This is a genomic window from Acinetobacter qingfengensis (assembly GCF_008693185.1).
GTDB classification, from domain to species: Bacteria; Pseudomonadota; Gammaproteobacteria; order Pseudomonadales; family Moraxellaceae; genus Acinetobacter; species Acinetobacter qingfengensis.
The window spans coordinates 238,209-256,221 of the sequence record NZ_VXKN01000003.1 but is presented as its reverse complement, the minus strand read 5'-3'; the positions used below and the strand labels follow the sequence as shown (position 1 = coordinate 256,221).

General features: G+C 39.0%; 19 protein-coding genes. 6 read left to right on the top strand and 13 right to left on the bottom strand.

Going from position 1 to position 18,013, the window contains the following annotated elements; genetic code table 11:
• Positions 1–83: 83 nt before the first annotated feature.
• The 3 genes from F4V57_RS06050 to thyA form a co-directional block, all read right to left on the bottom strand.
• Entirely contained in the window at positions 84–1,136 is a 1,053-nt protein-coding gene (locus F4V57_RS06050) for an Lnb N-terminal periplasmic domain-containing protein (RefSeq protein ID WP_070069019.1), read from the bottom strand.
• 3 nt (positions 1,137–1,139) lie between these two features.
• Entirely contained in the window at positions 1,140–1,664 is a 525-nt protein-coding gene (locus tag F4V57_RS06045; RefSeq protein ID WP_070069018.1) for a dihydrofolate reductase, read from the bottom strand.
• A 93-nt stretch (positions 1,665–1,757) separates the two neighbouring features.
• Positions 1,758–2,600, bottom strand: a complete 843-nt coding sequence (gene thyA / locus F4V57_RS06040) for a thymidylate synthase (protein ID WP_070069017.1) — start codon at positions 2,598–2,600, stop codon at positions 1,758–1,760.
• 252 nt (positions 2,601–2,852) lie between these two features.
• Between thyA and F4V57_RS06035 the strand changes: the two genes are divergently transcribed.
• Complete coding sequence (locus F4V57_RS06035; RefSeq protein ID WP_070069016.1) at positions 2,853–3,326, top strand: hypothetical protein; 474 nt, start codon at positions 2,853–2,855, stop codon at positions 3,324–3,326.
• Between the two features lie 14 nt (positions 3,327–3,340).
• On the opposite strand, the gene F4V57_RS06030 is transcribed toward F4V57_RS06035, so the two are convergent.
• From F4V57_RS06030 to lgt, 3 genes are all read right to left on the bottom strand, one after another.
• Entirely contained in the window at positions 3,341–4,501 is a 1,161-nt protein-coding gene (locus F4V57_RS06030; protein ID WP_070069015.1) for a glutathionylspermidine synthase family protein, read from the bottom strand.
• A 6-nt stretch (positions 4,502–4,507) separates the two neighbouring features.
• A complete protein-coding gene (locus F4V57_RS06025; RefSeq protein WP_070069014.1) occupies positions 4,508–4,873 on the bottom strand; it encodes a hypothetical protein in 366 nt (121 codons plus the stop codon).
• 74 nt (positions 4,874–4,947) lie between these two features.
• A complete protein-coding gene (lgt, locus tag F4V57_RS06020) occupies positions 4,948–5,757 on the bottom strand; it encodes a prolipoprotein diacylglyceryl transferase (protein WP_070069013.1) in 810 nt (269 codons plus the stop codon).
• A gap of 95 nt (positions 5,758–5,852) precedes the next feature.
• Here lgt and F4V57_RS06015 point away from each other — a divergent pair, with 95 nt between their 5' ends.
• From F4V57_RS06015 to F4V57_RS06005, 3 genes are all read left to right on the top strand, one after another.
• Positions 5,853–6,647: an NRDE family protein gene (locus F4V57_RS06015; protein ID WP_070069012.1), complete on the top strand. Its 795-nt coding sequence runs from the start codon at positions 5,853–5,855 to the stop codon at positions 6,645–6,647.
• 58 nt (positions 6,648–6,705) lie between these two features.
• On the top strand, positions 6,706–7,578 hold the full coding sequence (locus tag F4V57_RS06010; protein WP_070069011.1) for an AEC family transporter: 873 nt from the start codon (positions 6,706–6,708) through the stop codon (positions 7,576–7,578).
• A gap of 99 nt (positions 7,579–7,677) precedes the next feature.
• On the top strand, positions 7,678–7,929 hold the full coding sequence (locus F4V57_RS06005; protein ID WP_070069010.1) for a DUF2789 family protein: 252 nt from the start codon (positions 7,678–7,680) through the stop codon (positions 7,927–7,929).
• Here F4V57_RS06005 and F4V57_RS06000 read toward each other — a convergent pair.
• Both F4V57_RS06000 and F4V57_RS05995 read right to left on the bottom strand, forming a co-directional pair.
• Positions 7,926–8,444 (bottom strand): hypothetical protein, encoded by a 519-nt coding sequence (locus tag F4V57_RS06000; RefSeq protein ID WP_070069009.1) that lies wholly within the window; start codon positions 8,442–8,444, stop codon positions 7,926–7,928. The genes F4V57_RS06005 and F4V57_RS06000 overlap by 4 nt on opposite strands.
• 92 nt (positions 8,445–8,536) lie before the next feature.
• Complete coding sequence (locus F4V57_RS05995) at positions 8,537–9,139, bottom strand: 2OG-Fe(II) oxygenase (protein WP_070069040.1); 603 nt, start codon at positions 9,137–9,139, stop codon at positions 8,537–8,539.
• Positions 9,140–9,254: 115 nt separating this feature from the next.
• Here F4V57_RS05995 and F4V57_RS05990 point away from each other — a divergent pair, with 115 nt between their 5' ends.
• A complete protein-coding gene (locus F4V57_RS05990; RefSeq protein ID WP_070069008.1) occupies positions 9,255–10,112 on the top strand; it encodes a 23S rRNA (adenine(2030)-N(6))-methyltransferase RlmJ in 858 nt (285 codons plus the stop codon).
• A gap of 26 nt (positions 10,113–10,138) precedes the next feature.
• The gene (gene pssA, locus F4V57_RS05985; RefSeq protein ID WP_070069007.1) at positions 10,139–10,954 is read left to right on the top strand and encodes a CDP-diacylglycerol--serine O-phosphatidyltransferase; all 816 of its coding nucleotides are present in this window, start codon (positions 10,139–10,141) and stop codon (positions 10,952–10,954) included.
• Positions 10,955–11,049: 95 nt separating this feature from the next.
• Here the strand turns inward: pssA and rsfS are convergent, their stop codons facing one another.
• The 5 genes from rsfS to nagZ all read right to left on the bottom strand — a co-directional run bounded on the left by rsfS (position 11,050) and on the right by nagZ (position 17,966).
• Positions 11,050–11,442, bottom strand: coding sequence for a ribosome silencing factor (rsfS, locus tag F4V57_RS05980; protein WP_070069006.1), 393 nt, complete (start codon positions 11,440–11,442; stop codon positions 11,050–11,052).
• Positions 11,443–11,639: 197 nt separating this feature from the next.
• Positions 11,640–13,775, bottom strand: a complete 2,136-nt coding sequence (gene pta / locus F4V57_RS05975) for a phosphate acetyltransferase (protein WP_070069005.1) — start codon at positions 13,773–13,775, stop codon at positions 11,640–11,642.
• 83 nt (positions 13,776–13,858) lie between these two features.
• A complete protein-coding gene (locus F4V57_RS05970; RefSeq protein ID WP_070069004.1) occupies positions 13,859–15,037 on the bottom strand; it encodes an acetate/propionate family kinase in 1,179 nt (392 codons plus the stop codon).
• A gap of 399 nt (positions 15,038–15,436) precedes the next feature.
• Positions 15,437–16,702, bottom strand: coding sequence for a glutamate-5-semialdehyde dehydrogenase (locus tag F4V57_RS05965; RefSeq protein WP_070069003.1), 1,266 nt, complete (start codon positions 16,700–16,702; stop codon positions 15,437–15,439).
• A gap of 241 nt (positions 16,703–16,943) precedes the next feature.
• A complete protein-coding gene (gene nagZ / locus F4V57_RS05960; protein WP_070069002.1) occupies positions 16,944–17,966 on the bottom strand; it encodes a beta-N-acetylhexosaminidase in 1,023 nt (340 codons plus the stop codon).
• Positions 17,967–18,013 lie beyond the last annotated feature (47 nt).

Below are 18,013 nucleotides of genomic sequence, written 5' to 3'. Positions count from 1 at the left end.
CAATATAGTGTGATTATCAAAACAAAAAAATCATAAAAAGACCAGTAAAAGATGTTATGTAATGGTAACTATATCTTTTGTCATTATGGTGATGATTGCGGTAAACCGGAACGAATCAGACGGGAAAAGTTTTGGCTTGATTGATCTTTATTGTGATTAAAATCCTTGACCTTAGGATTAATAAAAGCCATTTGCTGCCATTGTGCCAAACTATATTGATGACTTAGTTGATTATGATCATATAAATAAGAGGGTAGTAAGCCTGATAAAAGCATTCTGATATCGACAGGAACGGGTTCAATGTGATTGACCATATCAAAAATAATCGTGGTGCAATTACTAAAAATTGTATTGTACCAACGAGGTTCAGTTTGTAAATTTTTACCTTGTTGTAAGTAAGATAGAAATAATTCCTGCATATCAATTTTTGGCATTTTTACAGGATAAATATAAACGCGTTCATTGCGGATATTACTACGGGTAAAAATAATATCTTTTTCATCAGCAGGGACAATGGCAAGCTCATATTGCCTAAAAAACCCACCAATACTAGAAAATGATTCATGTTTTTCTTTACGAATTTCAATCGAAAAGCTGAGTACCTGACCATCACTAAACATAAAACTCACTAATGTATGTGCAATTTTATCGCCTGCCCAATAGGATAGGATCAAATCCATACTTTGTAATTTGCTTAAGTCATAATGCCGTGTTTCCCAATGGATATCGTATTGATCTTCAGTATGCCATGTAAAATTTCTTACATTCTCAATGGTAATCTGTTGGCCTTGTTGCTGATAATCTAAAATTTTTGCAACTTCGGGATTCCAGTCACGATCATTGCGTGGTGGCATAGAAAAGAACCAGATTAATGCAAAGGTAAAACAAACAAGGTAAATAATGACATCAGTTTTGCGTTTAAAAATGGCCTGAGTAATATAAATACCTGTTAGACTTAATGAAAGTGTTATCCAGAAAATAATAGCAGCATAGGTAAACCAGCGGCCGAAGGGTTGGTGAATCCATAAGGCGAGACAAAGCCAGATACTGGAAAAAATTACCAACAGATAGAATACAGCATGTAAAAATGATGCAATCAAGCTTTTGCCAAAAGTTTGTTTATCAATATCATTCATGATTTAGCAAAAATTATCTTGGCGTAAATATTGTGCAAAGCGAAAAGCAATTTGAGTTTTCTCACTGATATGGTCACTAAATTGCGTTAGCACAAATTCTTTGCTGATGGCTGGATAAAAAGCATCGCCCTGAATATTTAAATCGACATGCGTAATTTCCAGACGATCTGTAATCGCGAGTGTCTGGGTGAAAATTTCCCCGCCACCAATAATAAATAAACTTTGTTTTTCTACCTCATCTAGATCAAAACTGGCTTCTTGTAGAGCATCTTCAATAGAATGTGCTACTTTTACACCATCATGTTGCCATTGATGGTCATGGGTGATTACCCAATTGATACGGTTCGGCAGTGGGCGACCAATAGATTCAAAGGTCTTACGGCCCATAATAATAATACCTCCCTGAGTGATTTCTTTAAAATGTTTGAAATCCTCGGAAATATGCCAAGCCATTTGATTGTTTTTACCAATACAATAATGTTGATCAAAAGCAACGACATGTACCACTTCAATATTATTAAATGCCATGTTTTATATTCATCTCGTTAAATTAAGTCGATTGTCTGTTTTTAATTGACGATTTTAAATTTATTCGCCTGAATTGTAGCGTCAATAATTAAACTAAATGGCAACTGGCGCTTTAATTGCCGGATGTGATTGATAATTTACAATTTCAATATCTTCAAATTTAAAATCAAATAGATCCCGAACTTCGGGATTTAATTTTAATTCACACAATGCTAGAGGTTTTCGGCTAAGCTGTTCTTTGGCCTGTTCAAAGTGGTTGCAATATAAATGTGTATCGCCACCTGTCCAGATAAAATCGCCCACCTTTAAATCGCATACTTGTGCAATCATGTGGGTGAGTAGGGCATAACTGGCAATATTAAAGGGTACACCCAGAAATACATCAGCACTGCGCTGGTAAAGTTGACAAGACAATTTGTCATTCTGTACAAAAAACTGAAAAAGTGTGTGGCAGGGTGGCAAAGCAACTTGTCCGGCTTCGTTGGGATTCCAGCCTGAAACAATTAATCGGCGTGAATTGGGATTCGTTTTAATTTCGTTAATTAACCATTTAATCTGGTCAAAGCCATCCTGCTGATAACTTCCATCGACATTTTTACTGGCACCAAAATTTCGCCATTGATGACCATATACTGGCCCAAGTTGACCTTCAGGTCGGCCAAAACGTGCAGTTTGTTGCGCAGTTGACCATTCATCCCAGATCGTAACATTATGGTTTTGTAAGTATTTAACGTTGGTATCACCTTTTAGGAACCATAATAATTCAATAATGATTGAGCGAAAATGCACTTTTTTTGTAGTTAATAAAGGAAAGCCTTCTGATAAATCGAAGCGCATTTGATGACCAAATACGGAACGTGTGCCAGTACCAGTACGATCACCTTTATCTCCACCATTCTCCAGAATATGTTGCAAAAGGTCTAAATACGCTCTCATAAGATTTCCATCGAGGTTAAATATTTGTCAAATTCGATTGAAAAAGACAATAAAATTTATGGGTTGGGGCAGTTTATACCAAAAAACTATTTTAATAAATTTGCCTCGTGTAACTTGTGTTTTAGGTGTTTTATTTTGAGGCATGACGCAATGGATCATGCCAAGACTATTTACAATTGTGCTGGAGTTAAAGCTAGTATTTCGGTACATTTATGATTAAATGGCAGCACACAGGATAATTTTGATACATATATGCATATCTGGAATACCAAGGCTTTGGCACACGAACTTGCACAAAATGCCTTAACACAGCGCCAATATAAAAATTATTATCTGGGAACAGCGTTGTTGATCAGTGCTTTGTATTATTATGCAATGTACTCACCTTACTATAACCCTGCGGTGATTCTGTTTGAAGGTGTATTGACTATTATTATCATGTTGTTTGGGATTAATCGTGCTTATCAGATTAATGGTGCAGAACAGGGGGAATTTTTCATTCAGCGTATTACTGCATTATCTTTTCCAATTATGCTGCAAACTTCTGTAGCAGGGATTATTTTTGCTTTATTGCTGTTGAATATTTTTGATATTTTTAATCTTTCCATTTTTTGGTTAGATGTCTGGTATGAGTGGTGTGTGTCGGCATTTACTGTATTGTTACAAGTGATATTTTTTGTCCGATTGAGCAAATATATGCATCGAGTAGCACAACACCAGATTTGACGTGTGCCTTACTGTTATTCTATAAAATAATGCGCTGCAAAATGCGCATCATTGCCAATCACTTGATAGCGGTCTTCCCGAATGGATAAGCCACTACATTCATCACCAATCATCCATAAACCGAGTGTAGGTAGCATGCCTTGATATAATGGTGTTTCAATCCATTGTTGCATCACATGACCTGATTTGGCGTAATCTGCAAAATAAAAACTTCCTGAAGCCGCCCCTAAATTTTGATTATTTTCAAAAATTTGAATGTTAGCCCCTTCTCTGGCCAGAATTGGTTTTTTAACCCATTTTCCTTGATAATGTTGTTGTTGATTAAAAGGATATGTTGCAACCAAAAGTGGATGTCGTGGAAAATGTTTCCATAATTCAATTAAAATGGCTTTGTTAGAAAGTAACATTTTCCAGCATGGTTCTATCCATTGTGTGGTTGCAGGAAGATACTGGGCAAATTTTTCTTCCCACAACCATTCCCATGGATAAAGTTTGAATAAATGCGCAATCGTATGGTTGTTAAGATCTACAAAATTTCGTCCGTCCCAGCCAATATTCTCGATAGACATTTCGCTGACATTCAAGCCTGCTTGATAAGCAGTGTCCATGAGGTATTCCAAGTTTCCCCAATCTTCCCGGCCTGCTTCATAACAGGCTGCAAAATGAATATGGGCAGCATTTGGATATAATGTTTTCCAGCGTGCAATCAAGTCTTCATGAATGCTGTTAAATTGATCACGATGTTTGATCTGTTCCACCTGTTCTAGCCATCGCCATTGTGCGACAGAAGCTTCAAGCAATCCGGTTGGTGTATCTGCATTATATTCCAGCATTTTGATATTGTGTCCATCATAGGCAAAATCAAAACGTCCGTATAGCATGGCAGCTTGTTGCTTCCATGATTGTTCAATAGTCGAAAGCGCAGCAGATGGAATTTGAAAATAAGCAGGATAATCACCTGATTGAATCATGTGTTTTACAATGTGCAGGCACATTTGATGCAATTCATTGGCTGCATCTTCAAGGTGTTCAATTTGTTTAAGGGTAAATTCATAAGCTATACCTTCTGACCAATAAATTGAGCCATCTTCAGAAGGTAGATTGTAATAATCAAAACCAATATCTTGATGTTGTTGTTGCCAATTATTGCGAATAGGAAGTTGTATTCGTTTCATTATTTATTAGCCACCAAAAGAGGAGCTGGCACGTCCAAAACCGCCTCGTATTGGCGTTGATTTTGCTAAACGATCAATAGATTGCGAAATCAAAGGCTGTTTGGTGCTGTGATTTCCTTTAGCTTTGATTTTACGGCCAGATAAATTCATTTTGACTTGACGATTCTTACGATAATATTGTGGTCCCAAATAACGATGTATATAATAAGCATAGCTAGAAGTTGATGAGTCTTCTGCTTCGCAAAGTTCACTATTCCAGTCCTGCATACAGTCCCGCTGTGAATTATAAACATCACGGTATAATGTATTATCCTGATGACAAGCTGTAAGTAGGATCGGAACAATGATAAGTGTAATTTTTCCCGATTTCATGAATAAACTCTTAATAAATTAATTGATACAGGACGGTTCATTATTACAACGCTGTCCTGATATCATTTATGCTGTTATTTTAATCGCCAGTCATATTGCTTGCGTTGATATGCGTACCACAACAAAATAACACCGATAATAATCATTGGAAAACTCAGTATTTGCCCTTTGGTTACCCAGCCAAAAAGAATATAACCCTGATCAGCATCAGGTTCACGGAAAAATTCCATAAAGAAACGTGCTACACCATAACCCATCAGAAAAACTGCTGATACCGCCATTCTTGGGCGAGGCTTGCGACTGAAAAACCATAGAATGATAAAAAGTAATAGACCTTCACACATTGCCTGATAAATCTGTGATGGATGACGTACCAGATGCAATGGATCTGTGGGAAAAATCATACCAAAAGGATAATCAGGATTAGTGACAGCACGGCCATAAAGCTCGCCACCGATGAAATTACCAAAACGTCCAAACATCAAACCGGTTGGTACGCAGGGTGCAATAAAATCCAATGTTTCAAACCATGATTTGTGGTATTTACGGCACCAGAAAATCATTGCCAGTATCACACCAATAAAGCCACCATGAAAACTCATGCCACCTGTCCAAACTTGGAATAACCATACAGGATTAGCCAGAAACTGATCAAACTCATAAAACAATACATAACCAATGCGTCCACCCAGGATTACACCAAGCGCTCCATAAAAGATCAGGTCGGAAATCATTTCGGAATTCCAGCTGTCACGTTGTTTGGCACGATAAGTCGCCAATCCCCATGCACATAAAAATGCCAGTAAATACATCACACCATACCAGTGGATGCTGACTGGTCCCAGATGCAGTGCAACAGGATCAATGTTTGGATAAGTCAGCATTGATAAATCCTAAAGAGTTTATTTTGTGCATGATTGTAGCGGAAAAAAAGAAAAATGTTGTACATTCAGTGTGTAAAGTTAAAGTGAGCCTAGAGATGTGTATTGTGGCATTGGCATGGCAAGTGCTGGAAAATACCCCTGTATTGATATTGTCTAACCGAGATGAATTTTATCATCGTCCGGCGCAGGCTTTGCATTATTGGCAAAATGAAGCATTTTATGCTGGAAAGGATTTACAGCAGGGGGGTACATGGATGGCTGTGAATGAAACAGGTCGTTGGGCTGTTGTGACCAACTTTCGTGATGGTCGGGATCAACGTCATTTTGCAACTTCTAGGGGGCAATTAATCAAGGATTTTTTGCATTCGGATTTGTCTCCGATTCGATTTGCCCGACAACTGGAGCAACAACAACAGTTGTATGCTGGATTTAATTTGATGATGGGAAATACAGTGCAGGCCGTGTATATGAGTAATCGTGGTGAAACACCACAGGTTTTAGCGAATGGCGTGTATGTTGTTTCTAATGCTTTGTTACATGATCATTGGCAGAAAACAGCACATTTGCGCAAACGTTTTACTCAGGAATTTTTACCGTTATTACAACTGTCGAATACATCATTATCTGATCAAATGGATGCAGCATGGCAAATTTTGCAGGATCAACGTAAAGTTGCTCAGGCACTTTTACCAGATACGGGTATTTCTCTAGAATTGGAACAGCTTATTTCTTCAACGTTTATTCAAAGTGAAAAGTATGGAACACGTTGCTCCAATTTTTTTAAAATCATCAATCAGGATATGATTTGGTTGGAAAAAACACAGCAAGGGGAACATGCTGGAAAAATTCAGAAGATACAGCAAACATTAAAAACAGCAAAAGTTATGTGAAAAAATAGATCTAAATATCATATACTGCAAATTCATTATATTTTTTATAGGTCATGGAATGAGCTTAGCACTGCCAGTAATATCATTTGTTTTAGGATTGATGCTGGCAGATCGATTTCCAAAATTAAAACGTTATCTTGCCCAATTATTATCACAATTTCTGATTCCTTATGTGATTGTCTACAACATGGTATTTTACCAGCCGGGCAGTATAAATTTAATTGCTTTTAGTTTGTTGAGTTCAGCAATCTTATATGCATTTTATCTCTGTATGAGTACGGATAAAGTTCAAGCCTTATGTATTTCTTATCCTAATCTGGCGTGGCTTGGTTTTCCGGTAGCTTTTGCAATTTTTGGTGATCAGGTCAGTGCAGCGATGGTATCGTTATACATTGGTGGATCCTTATTTGGTAATGTGATTGCCGTTGCAGCATTAAGTCCACAAATCAATTCTGTATCGTATTTTATCCAGCGTATTTTAAAATCCCCTCCCGTAATTGCTCTCGCTATTGCTACAATTTTGCGTTTAACTGGAATTCAGCATTGGCAATCTCATGACATTGCCGATGGTTTATATGAGTTTGTAAAAGTTGCAACCAGTTTTGCTGGTATGTTTGTTTTGGGGATGTGGATGCGACATACCAAAATTTTAGGCTCTGATCTTGTTTTTGCCTTGAGGCAAGCTCTGATCAGATTAAGTATTGGTGTTGGGATTTGTATTTTGACCTGGTATGTTTTTCATTTTGCTCAAGTTGACCAATATATTGCAGTCATGTTGATGATTTTTTTTCTACCTCCTGGTGCAAATATCGTTTCCTTGGAAACATATTATGCAGGTACAGGAAAATCTGCTCAATATATTGCTGCTGGTACGGTAGTGAGTTGTGGTCTACTTTTGTTTTATGGATTATTTATTCACTGGTTATACTGATACAAATGATAACAAGGCTAAACATCAGCATACTTTTGTTTTCTATATAGATCTGTCAGGATAAAAGTTATCCAGCCAATCAATGATAAGGAGAATACAATGCTAGATGGACAAGAACCTACTTATGAAATGTTATTTGAACAACTAGGGTTGGATTCGGATCAGCTTGCGATTGATGCGTTTATTAAAACACATCAGCTCCCTGCCGATGTTAAATTAGTGGATGCACCCTTTTGGAATGAAGGACAACGGCAATTTCTTGCGCAACAATTTAAACAAGATGATAATTGGGCAATCGTGGTAGATGATTTAAATCAACAACTCCATCATGATAGCCAAGAAAAGCCTTAATGTAATTTACCTTTTAATAACCCAGCAAACCATTGTTGTGATTGCAAGTGTTGAAAGGCCGTATGGTTTTGTAAAAGTGCAAAATCAAACACTGGACTACGTACATATTTTTGCAGCCAGTGTTTGGTCATGGCAAACTCGGACTTTACTGCGCAAGCATAAGCCAGTAAAAATAGCAAATCTCCATCCTGATAATGTGCCAATGGTTTTAAAATTTGCTGGGTAATGGTGGCGAACTTTGTATCTCGAGTCAGCTCATAGTACATCATGTACGCACGACCCAATTGTAATGAAAGATCAAGGTATAGTTGAAGGGGTATTTCATCAAATTCTAGACGTGATTGTTCTAAAATCACAATGGCTTCGTGTAAAAAATGGATTTGCTCCTGACGATTATGGCTTAAAGTTACTAATTGCAAGCGCAGATCGCCACGCTCCAATGCCAGTTCAGGAGTATTTTTTTTCAGATAAAACTGATCGGTTTCACCAATTCTTTGAATAATACGTTGGCTCATGTCCGGTTCCTCATCAAGTCATTGTTCTTTATATATGGGCAGCAGTTGATTTTTAAAGAATTTTCAATATGGAAAAATTGATCAGTAAAAATTTACCATAAATTTTGATCGGAACGCAGCCATCCTGTAATGGATAAACGTTGTTGTTGTGCAGCAAGCACTTCATGTAATAAATCGCTCTGAAAAACTGCCAATCGATTAGGGTGGGGTTCGATTAAGTGCCAATTGCCGTGTTTATCCTGTAGCCGTAATAATCCTCCCCAGTTTTCTTGCCACTTTTCTTGTAAATACAACACAGTAGAAATAATTCGATGATTTTTTTGCTGGGGATTATCACGATGAAGGGCATAAAACTCACCTGGGTTATAACAGGCAAAATGCGCTTCTACATTTTTAATGCCTAGATAAAAATTTTGATTAAGCAGATCTGAAAGTACTTCGAGTGCCTTGATATGCTGATAAGCTGTGGGTAACTCTGGATTAATCCACAGAATATGGTCACTACGAATTTGACTCACTACACCATTTTGGATTGCAGCATCTTTAAATTCCTGTAGATTTTCCAGACATTCTTCACGAATTTGTAAGAAAAAATCATCTGAATAAGCATGATCAAGCAGGGCAAAACCATTGTCATTCAAGTCATCACAAAGTTGATGGATGTTCCAGTTAGAAGCAGCAGAAATTGGCAACATGGGCATAGTCATGATCATGATTCATGGGAAGGCTACATTTTAGATGAAGATCAGTCCAAAAAATAACTTTTTTTTCATGTTAAACTACTTACTGAATTAAGGAACTCACAGCAACATGAATTATCGTCATCATTTCCATGCCGGCAATTTCGCTGACGTGATGAAACACGTTTTGTTATTGCAACTTTTAGACCGTTTAAATGCCAAAGATAAACCTTATCGTTATATTGATACGCATGGTGGTGCCGGTAAGTACGACCTTTCTGAGGCCCCTGCACAAAAATCCGGAGAGTTTCTGACAGGAATTCATCGTTTGATACAACTTTCTTCAGCGCAGAAAAAACAGGCACCTGTTGCCATACAACGTTATCTTGATTTAGTTGGTCAATTACGTGAACAGGACGGAAAAGGTGCTTATCCTGGTTCACCATGGTTCGCAGTACAGGAAATGCGAGAGCAGGACAAAGCCACAATTTTTGAAATGCAATCAGAAGTTTTTGAGTATTTACGTGACAATATTCGGGATAAACGCGTAGGATTGCATGAGCGTGATGCGTATGAAGGCCTACTTGCGGTTATTCCACCAAAGGAAAAACGTGGATTGGTGATGATTGATCCACCTTATGAAATTGAGCGTAAGGATTTTCCACAATTGGTCGAATTGCTGCAAAATGCACACAAAAAATGGGCAACCGGAGTTTTTGCTGTCTGGTATCCAATTAAGGATCGAGCCATGATTGAACGTTTTGAGAAAAAAATGTTTAAAACCGGTATTCGTCGCCAATTGATTTGTGAAATTTGTGTTTGGCCTGATGATACACCAGTGGGGCTAAATGGTTGTGGTTTACTGGTCATTAATCCACCTTGGCAATTTGCTGAAGATGCTAAAGCTGCTTTACAGTGGCTACTACCTCATTTAAAAATGACTGAACATGGTGCAATGACCAATGTGCGTTGGTTAGTTGGTGAGTAAACCGAATTTATAAAAAGAAGGTCTCTATGCAAAATCAGCCCCAGAACAAAGATCAACAAGATAGCTTTGAAGGCATTACCTTTGAAGTAGTTGAAGAAGAACATACCGAAACGGGAAAAGTGCATCGCCGCGGTATTTATCTTTGGCCCAATCTGATCACGACAGCCGCATTATTGAGTGGTTTTTATTCCATCATTGCCAGTATGAATGGTGAATATCAACAGGCAGTCTATGCGATTATTCTTGCCGCCTTATTTGATGGGTTGGATGGTCGGGTTGCGCGGGCAATTGGTGCGCAAAGTGCATTTGGTGAGCAATACGATTCATTGTCAGACTTATTGGCCTTTGGTGTTGCACCAGCAATTCTCATGTACAGTTGGAGTGTGCATGATCTGGGGCGTATTGGTCTGGCGTGTTGTTTTATTTATACAGCTTGTGCAGCCTTTCGATTGGCACGTTTTAACGTGCAAATAGGTGTGGTTGATAAACGTTATTTTATTGGTGTAGCTAGTCCACTTGCTGCAATTATTGTGATTTGTTCTGTGTGGGTACAGCGCGATTTATCCAAAATCATTGATTTAAGCCAGACTTGGATCTTGATTGTCAATGCAGCCACGATGGTGATCGTTGGTTTACTGATGATTTCTAATTTGAAATATTATTCATTTAAGGTGATGGATCGTAAGCGGGTGCCTTTTGTCATCATGTTGCCGGTGGTACTGGTATTTGCAGCAATTACCTATAATATTCCTGTTGGTATTTTAGTGGTATCTGTGATTTATGCATTGTCAGGTATTGTAACTACATTGATGAATAAAAAAGCTGATTCTATTCAGAAATAGCGTCTTTACATCTAAAGTTGGTGTTAAGACTAGCAATTAATAAAAAATCCCGATATTTTCGGGATTTTTTATTATGTATAAATTCTAAAAATATATTAGCTTGCTTCAGCTGGTACGGGACGCCATAAGCTTTCTAGATCATAAAATTTACGTGTTGTAGGCAGCATGACATGAACAACAACAAAACCAAGATCAATCAAGATCCATTCTGCATCACGTTCACCTTCAACCCCGATTGGACGAAAACCTGCTTTTTTTGCTTCTTCTGCAACATTATCAGCAAGTGCTTTAATATGACGAGTAGAGGTACCACTTGCGATCACAATAGCATCGGATACATTGCTAATATCAGATACATCAAATTGTATAATGTCTTTGGCTTTTACATCGAGAAGTGCGTCATGAACGACTTGTAAACAACTTTGAATTTGTGAATGTTTGTCAACAGCGTGATGATGAGAATTGGCAGGCGATGGTTCAATGTTCATAAAGTGAAAATAATCCAGAGATTGAGTCACTATCTACTATAAGAGGATTACATTAAAAAATCAAATGAATAAAAAATATTCAGAAATTTATTTAAAAGATGATGCACCTTCAATGCACCATCTTTCATATAACAATTAAATAAAATTTTTATTTACATTATGGATTTAAGCTTTGATTCATTGTCATGCCAATAAATCTACTTTTGTGTTGCCTGAATTGCTGTTAAGGCAATGGTAAACACAATATCATCGACCAGCGCACCACGGGATAAATCATTTACGGGTTTATTTAGTCCCTGCAACATTGGACCAACACTGACCACATTGGCAGAGCGTTGTACTGCCTTATAAGTCGTATTTCCTGTGTTTAAATCGGGGAAAATAAACACATTGGCTTGGCCAGCTACTGGTGAGTTTGGCGCTTTTTGTTTACCGACACTTTCAACTGATGCGGCATCATATTGTAGCGGGCCATCAATTTTTAAGTCGGGGCGGCGTTGTTGTGCAATTTGTGTAGCAGTTTTTACTTTTTCTACTTCTGCACCTGTACCTGAATCGCCGGTTGAATAACTGATCATGGCAATACGAGGCTCAATGCCGAATGCCTGAGCTGAATCGGCTGATTGAATGGCGATTTCAGCCAGTTGTTCTGCAGTCGGATTTGGATTGACTGCACAATCGCCGTATACATAGACTTCATCCGGTAACAGCATAAAAAATACGGATGATACCAGAGAATATTCCGGTGCTGTTTTAATCAATTGAAAAGCAGGGCGGATGGTATTGGCCGTGGTGTGAATTGCTCCGGAAACCAGGCCATCGACTTCATCCAGTGCCAACATCATGGTACCAAGAACTACGGTATCCTGTAGTTGATCCTTGGCTTGAATGGCATCAAGTTTGCCTTTGCGTAGTTCAACCATAGGTGCAATGTATTTTTCCCGAACCTGATCCGGGTCAACAATTTCCAGATCATCAGGCAATTGTAGATTACGTGCTTTGGCAACATCATGTACTTCTTCTGGTTTTGCCAACAAAATACAGTGTGCAATGCCTCGAGTCTGGCAGATGATGGCCGCCTGAATTGTACGAGGCTCGGCTCCTTCTGGTAACACAATTCGTTTTTTAGCTGCAATAGATTTTTGTGCCAGCTCATGACGAAACGCAGAAGGCGATAGACGTGGCTGGACTTTACTGTCACAGACTTGTTTTAACCAGTTAAAATCAATATGGCTGGAAACAAAACGGGTAATTTGTTCTGCTCGTTGAATATCATCAGCAGGAACTTCATTGGCAATATGCAGAATTTGTTGCATGGTTTGAAAAGTATCTTGCGGTGTGCGCATTACTGGTAAGCCTGCTTTATACGCTTGCTCTACAAAACCATGAATATGATCACTGGCATGTTTTTCACTGTCAGTGAGTACTACACCTGCTACAGGAACACCACTTAAGGTTGCGACGCTACTGGCAAGAACAACATCACTACGATCACTGGATGCAATTAATAATTCGCCTGCAATAAATTTGTCCAGTTCATGTTCAATACGGCCACTAATCAAACTACTATGTTGTACACGGCGTTGATCTGCTTTACCTTCATTTAACCAGTTTGCCTGAATTGCACGTGCGATATCCAGTGTTCTGGGTACACTCAAGGTTGCACTAAAAGGCACTAATCCAATCACTGGAAATTGCTGTGAACCTAATAATGGTGCAAAACGTTGTAAGGCTGAGGTAAAGCCATCAATATAATCATTTAGACGAAGATTCTGATCTGTAGCAACTGGAATTTGTGCAGTTTCAGCAGGTAGGCCTTTGCTGCGCATGAATAAAACACCTGCGGTACGAGCAGAGCTTAATCCACCAAAAGGACGTAAATGACGTTCAATTAGTTCGGCAGTTTGTTCTGGTGCATTAATATCTGCACTACTGATAAGGATCACTTGGGCATCAAGTGCCTGCGCCAGAGCATTATTGAGCTGCCCAGTATAACTTTGATCCGCATTAGGTGTAAGGCCTTCAACAATAACCACTTCATGTGCAGCGCTGATTTGTCTATGCAGACTCACCACATCTTCGAGGAGATCATCAATATTATCTGTACTGATGTGATGATTAATTTTTTCGAAACTAATTGGTGTAACTTGCGGGCGTTGGTATATGTGAGCAATTAAGGCTGAACTGCGACTCGGAGCAGCATTTTTTTCCTGTGAAAATGGTTTTAAAAAATTGGCTTTAATTCCAATGCAATCCAGTGCTTGTATAAATCCTAAACAAGCTGAAGTCAAACCAATATTTTCTGCGGTAGGCACTAAAATAAATGTTTTCATGAATGATCCTGTTTCTAATGTAATAGGTGCATATTATGATGCACCTATACTGTATATTCCTTATTTGAAATGCTGCATAGTACTTATGCAGGTTCAGCAATTTTTAAGGCAATCTCACGGGTTTCGTGAGCAATGCGACCTTCTTCATCGGTTGGAATGACCCAGATTTGTGGGCCTTGCCCTTGATCAATACGGATTTCTTTGCCACGTGCATGATCATTTTGATTTTGATCAATACTAAAACCAAAATGTGGCAGACTTTTGACAACTCTTTCACGAATATAAGCAGAGTTTTCACCAATACCACCAGTAAAAATCAGCCCACTAATCTCTGGCAGACCACATGACATGGCTGCCAAAGATTTTGCCAAGCGATAAACAAACACTTCTATAGCAAGTGCCGCATCGTGATTACCATTATCGGCAGCTTCAACCAGTGTACGCATGTCATTGGATAAGCCTGAGATACCAAGTAAACCACTTTCACGGTTCAGCATTTTATCAATACGTTCCAGATCCCAGCCCAAATTTTTTGCCAGAAATTGATGTAAGCTTGGATCAACGTCACCACTACGCGTACCCATGCATAAACCTTCAAGTGGTGTTAAACCCATACTGGTATCTACACTTTTGCCATTCCATACGGCGCAGGTTGAGCTACCATTGCCCAAATGTGCAACTAACCAGCCGCCTTGATTTTTTTGTCCGGCAAGTGTTGATGCACGCTCACTGACATACGCATGACTGGTACCGTGGAAACCGTAACGGCGTACACCATAGTCTGTATACAGGTTCTTAGGCAAGGCATAACGGTACGCTTTTTCAGGCATGGATTGATGAAACGCTGTGTCAAATACGGCAACTTGCGGTAAATCCGGAAATAATTCCAGCGTCGCTTCTATACCGACAATGTGTGCAGGGTTATGTAATGGGGCAAGTGCCGAGGTTTGTTTAATATGTTGAATGACTTCATCATTGATGAGTTGTGCTTCGGTGATTTCACCACCATGCACTACACGATGTCCGATAGCTTCAGGTTTGTAATGTTTTAAACGTGTAAGCGCAACTTCGAGTGCCTGCTTGTGATCTGCATGTGGTAACGGCATTTCGAATTTTTCTTCACCAATTGTTACCCCTTTGATACGTGCTTCAGCCGTACCAAGATTTTCAGCTAAGCCCTGAATACGAAAATGTTGATCTTCAAGTAAAAGTGCAAATTTGATTGAAGAAGAACCACAATTGATTACAAGTATATTAGACACGGTCAGTCATCCCTAAAAAACAACAAAATTTAAAAATCTTATGTCTTCCGTGATATTAGGTAAAATATACATAAGACATCTTGTTCCATAGACAGGTATATGGACTGTAAGGTATTTGCTCTGGGTTAGAACTTAAACCATTTAACAATTAATTGCTTGCGACTACAAATTAGACTTTGGATTACTAGACTTTAGCATGATGTTCTGGATTTAAAAATGGCATAATTTAATGAAGTAAAATATTATTTTTTTAATAAATAGTTGTTTTTGATGATTGAAATGAAAAGATTATGATGAGGGATTCAGTGAATTTAAAGCAGATATTAGACTTAAGGCTGATAAAAAGTAGGGTTTAAGTAGGTATGCCAGTTTAACAAAACGGACATACCTCATCGTTATTTATTGGCGAATTTGCCCATCTCCAAGAACAATCCATTTTTGTGATGTCAAACCTTCTAATCCAACCGGACCTCTGGCATGGATTTTATCGGTAGAGATTCCAATTTCGGCACCTAATCCATATTCAAAGCCATCTGCAAAACGGGTAGATGCATTAATCATGACTGAGCTCGAATCCACCAGTGCAAGAAATTTACGAGCTTTGCTATAATTTTCTGTTACGATGGCATCAGTATGATGTGAGCCATAGTGATTAATATGGTCAATTGCCGAAGCTAAGCCATCAACGATTTTAATGGCTAAAATTGGACCAAGATATTCGGTATACCAGTCATCTTCTGTTGCAGCAATGACATCATCACCAAGAATACGCAAGGTTTCAGCACAGCCACGTAATTCAACCTGTTTCTCACGATACAAGTCAGCAATTTTTGGTAAAAATTGTTCGGCAACAGGCGCATCAACCAATAATGTTTCCATAGCATTACAGACACCATAACGATGCGTTTTGGCATTCAGACTAATTCTGACAGCTTTGTCTAAATCTGCTTCACGTTCGACAAAAACATGGCAATTCCCATCTAGATGTTTGATGACTGGGATACGTGCTTCAGCAGTAATTCGTTCAATCAGACTTTTACCACCACGAGGTACGATCACATCGACATAGTCTGTCATGGTGATTAAACAACCTACGGCTGTACGATCCGCTGTTTCAATCACTTGAATAGCATGCTCTGGTACACCGGCTGTTTTCAATCCATCCTGAATGGCTTTGGCGATGGCTTGGTTGGATAGTAATGCTTCAGAACCACCTCGCAGGATAATTGCATTGCCTGATTTTAATGCCAGTGAAGCAGCTTCTAGTGTGACATTGGGACGCGATTCATAAATCATGCCAACGACACCAAGCGGCACACGCATTTTTCCAAGCTGAATACCAGAAGGTCGATAAGCTAAATCAGTAATTACGCCAATCGGGTCAGTTAGCGCAATCACATCTTTTAAACCTGTCAACATAGATTCAAAACGAGCAGGGGTGAATTCCAGACGGTCTAGTAGGGCACTGTCCAGTTGTTTGTTACGACCATTTTCCATGTCGGTGTTGTTTGCTGCAATAATCTGGTTTTGCTGCTGCTGCAATGCAATCAAAATAGCGTTTAAAGCCTGATTTTTTTCATTGCTGCTTAGACTTGCTAGTGTACGTGAAGCAATGCGTGCCTGTTGACCGATATTTGTCATGTAGTCCTGAATAGATTCACTCATAATTAACCCGATTTGATGTGGTGAATAACGTAAAACTTGCGATCATCCTTGTGAAAAGCAAAGAGAAGGTGCAAGTCTTTCGATTATGTTATAGATTGCATGAAGTTTAAAGCTTGAATCTGCAAAATCATATTGTCAAAATTATGGTGTAAATCATCTACTGAGTCGATTCAATCTCTAACAATTGAATTGATATTGGCTGATGTTATTGCTGTGGTATTGACTCGACGGTAACAGTATTTTATTTTGCCATAAACTCTTCGATCTGAGCTTTTGCCTCTTGCCATGCTTGACCTAGATTTAATGGTGTCAGATGGTTTTGTCTAGGAATACGTCCACGCATACGTTCCATACGCTGCTGATTGGGTTCGGGAAGATCTTTCAATCTTTCCAGTGCAATACATGCAGATTGACGGTCGTTACAAACCAACCCCATATCACAACCAGCCTGTAATGCTGCCTGAATACGTGCATCCGCACCACCAGCAACACAAGCCGCCTGCATGGAAAGATCATCTGAAAATAATACGCCATCAAAACCAAGTTGCTTGCGTAAAATGGTTTGAATCCAGAATTTAGAAAAACCTGCTGGATTTGGATCCACTTGTTGATAAATCACATGCGCCGGCATAATGGCATCTAATTCGGGCATAAGTTGTGAAAAAGGCTGCATATCTCGTTGGGCAATCTCTTCAAATGAGCGCAAATCAATTGCTGCGGCAATATGTGAGTCCGCCTTAACCGAACCATGACCCGGAAAATGTTTCCCTGTGGTTGCCATACCTGCCTGTTTCATTCCTTGCATAAAAGCACGTGCTAAAGGAATAATTTGCTGGGGATTTCTGGAAAAACCGCGATCCCCAATGACATCACTGATATCATCAATATCAAGCACAGGGGCAAAACTAAAATCAATGCCGACAGCCAGCACTTCAGTTGCCATCAGCCAACCACAAGTTTGAGCCAGATGTAAAGCTTGTTGCTGATCTTGCTGAAATAATTCGCCAAAACGACCCATAGCAGGAATATGGCTAAAGCCATGTTCAGTTTTTAAACGTCTTACTCTGCCACCTTCCTGATCAATCGCAATTAGAATTTCTGGGCGAATTTGGCGAATATGATCGGTCAAGGCACGAACCTGTTGTGGTGATTCAATGTTCCGGGCAAATAAAATAAGTCCACCGACCTGAGGTACTTGAAGAATTTCGATATCCTCTGGGCTAAGGGTGGTGCCTGCAACATCCAGCATCAGTGCGCCGATCATATTGTTTCCTTTTCCGGGTTTGATTGCTTTGCAAATATTCTGCAAAT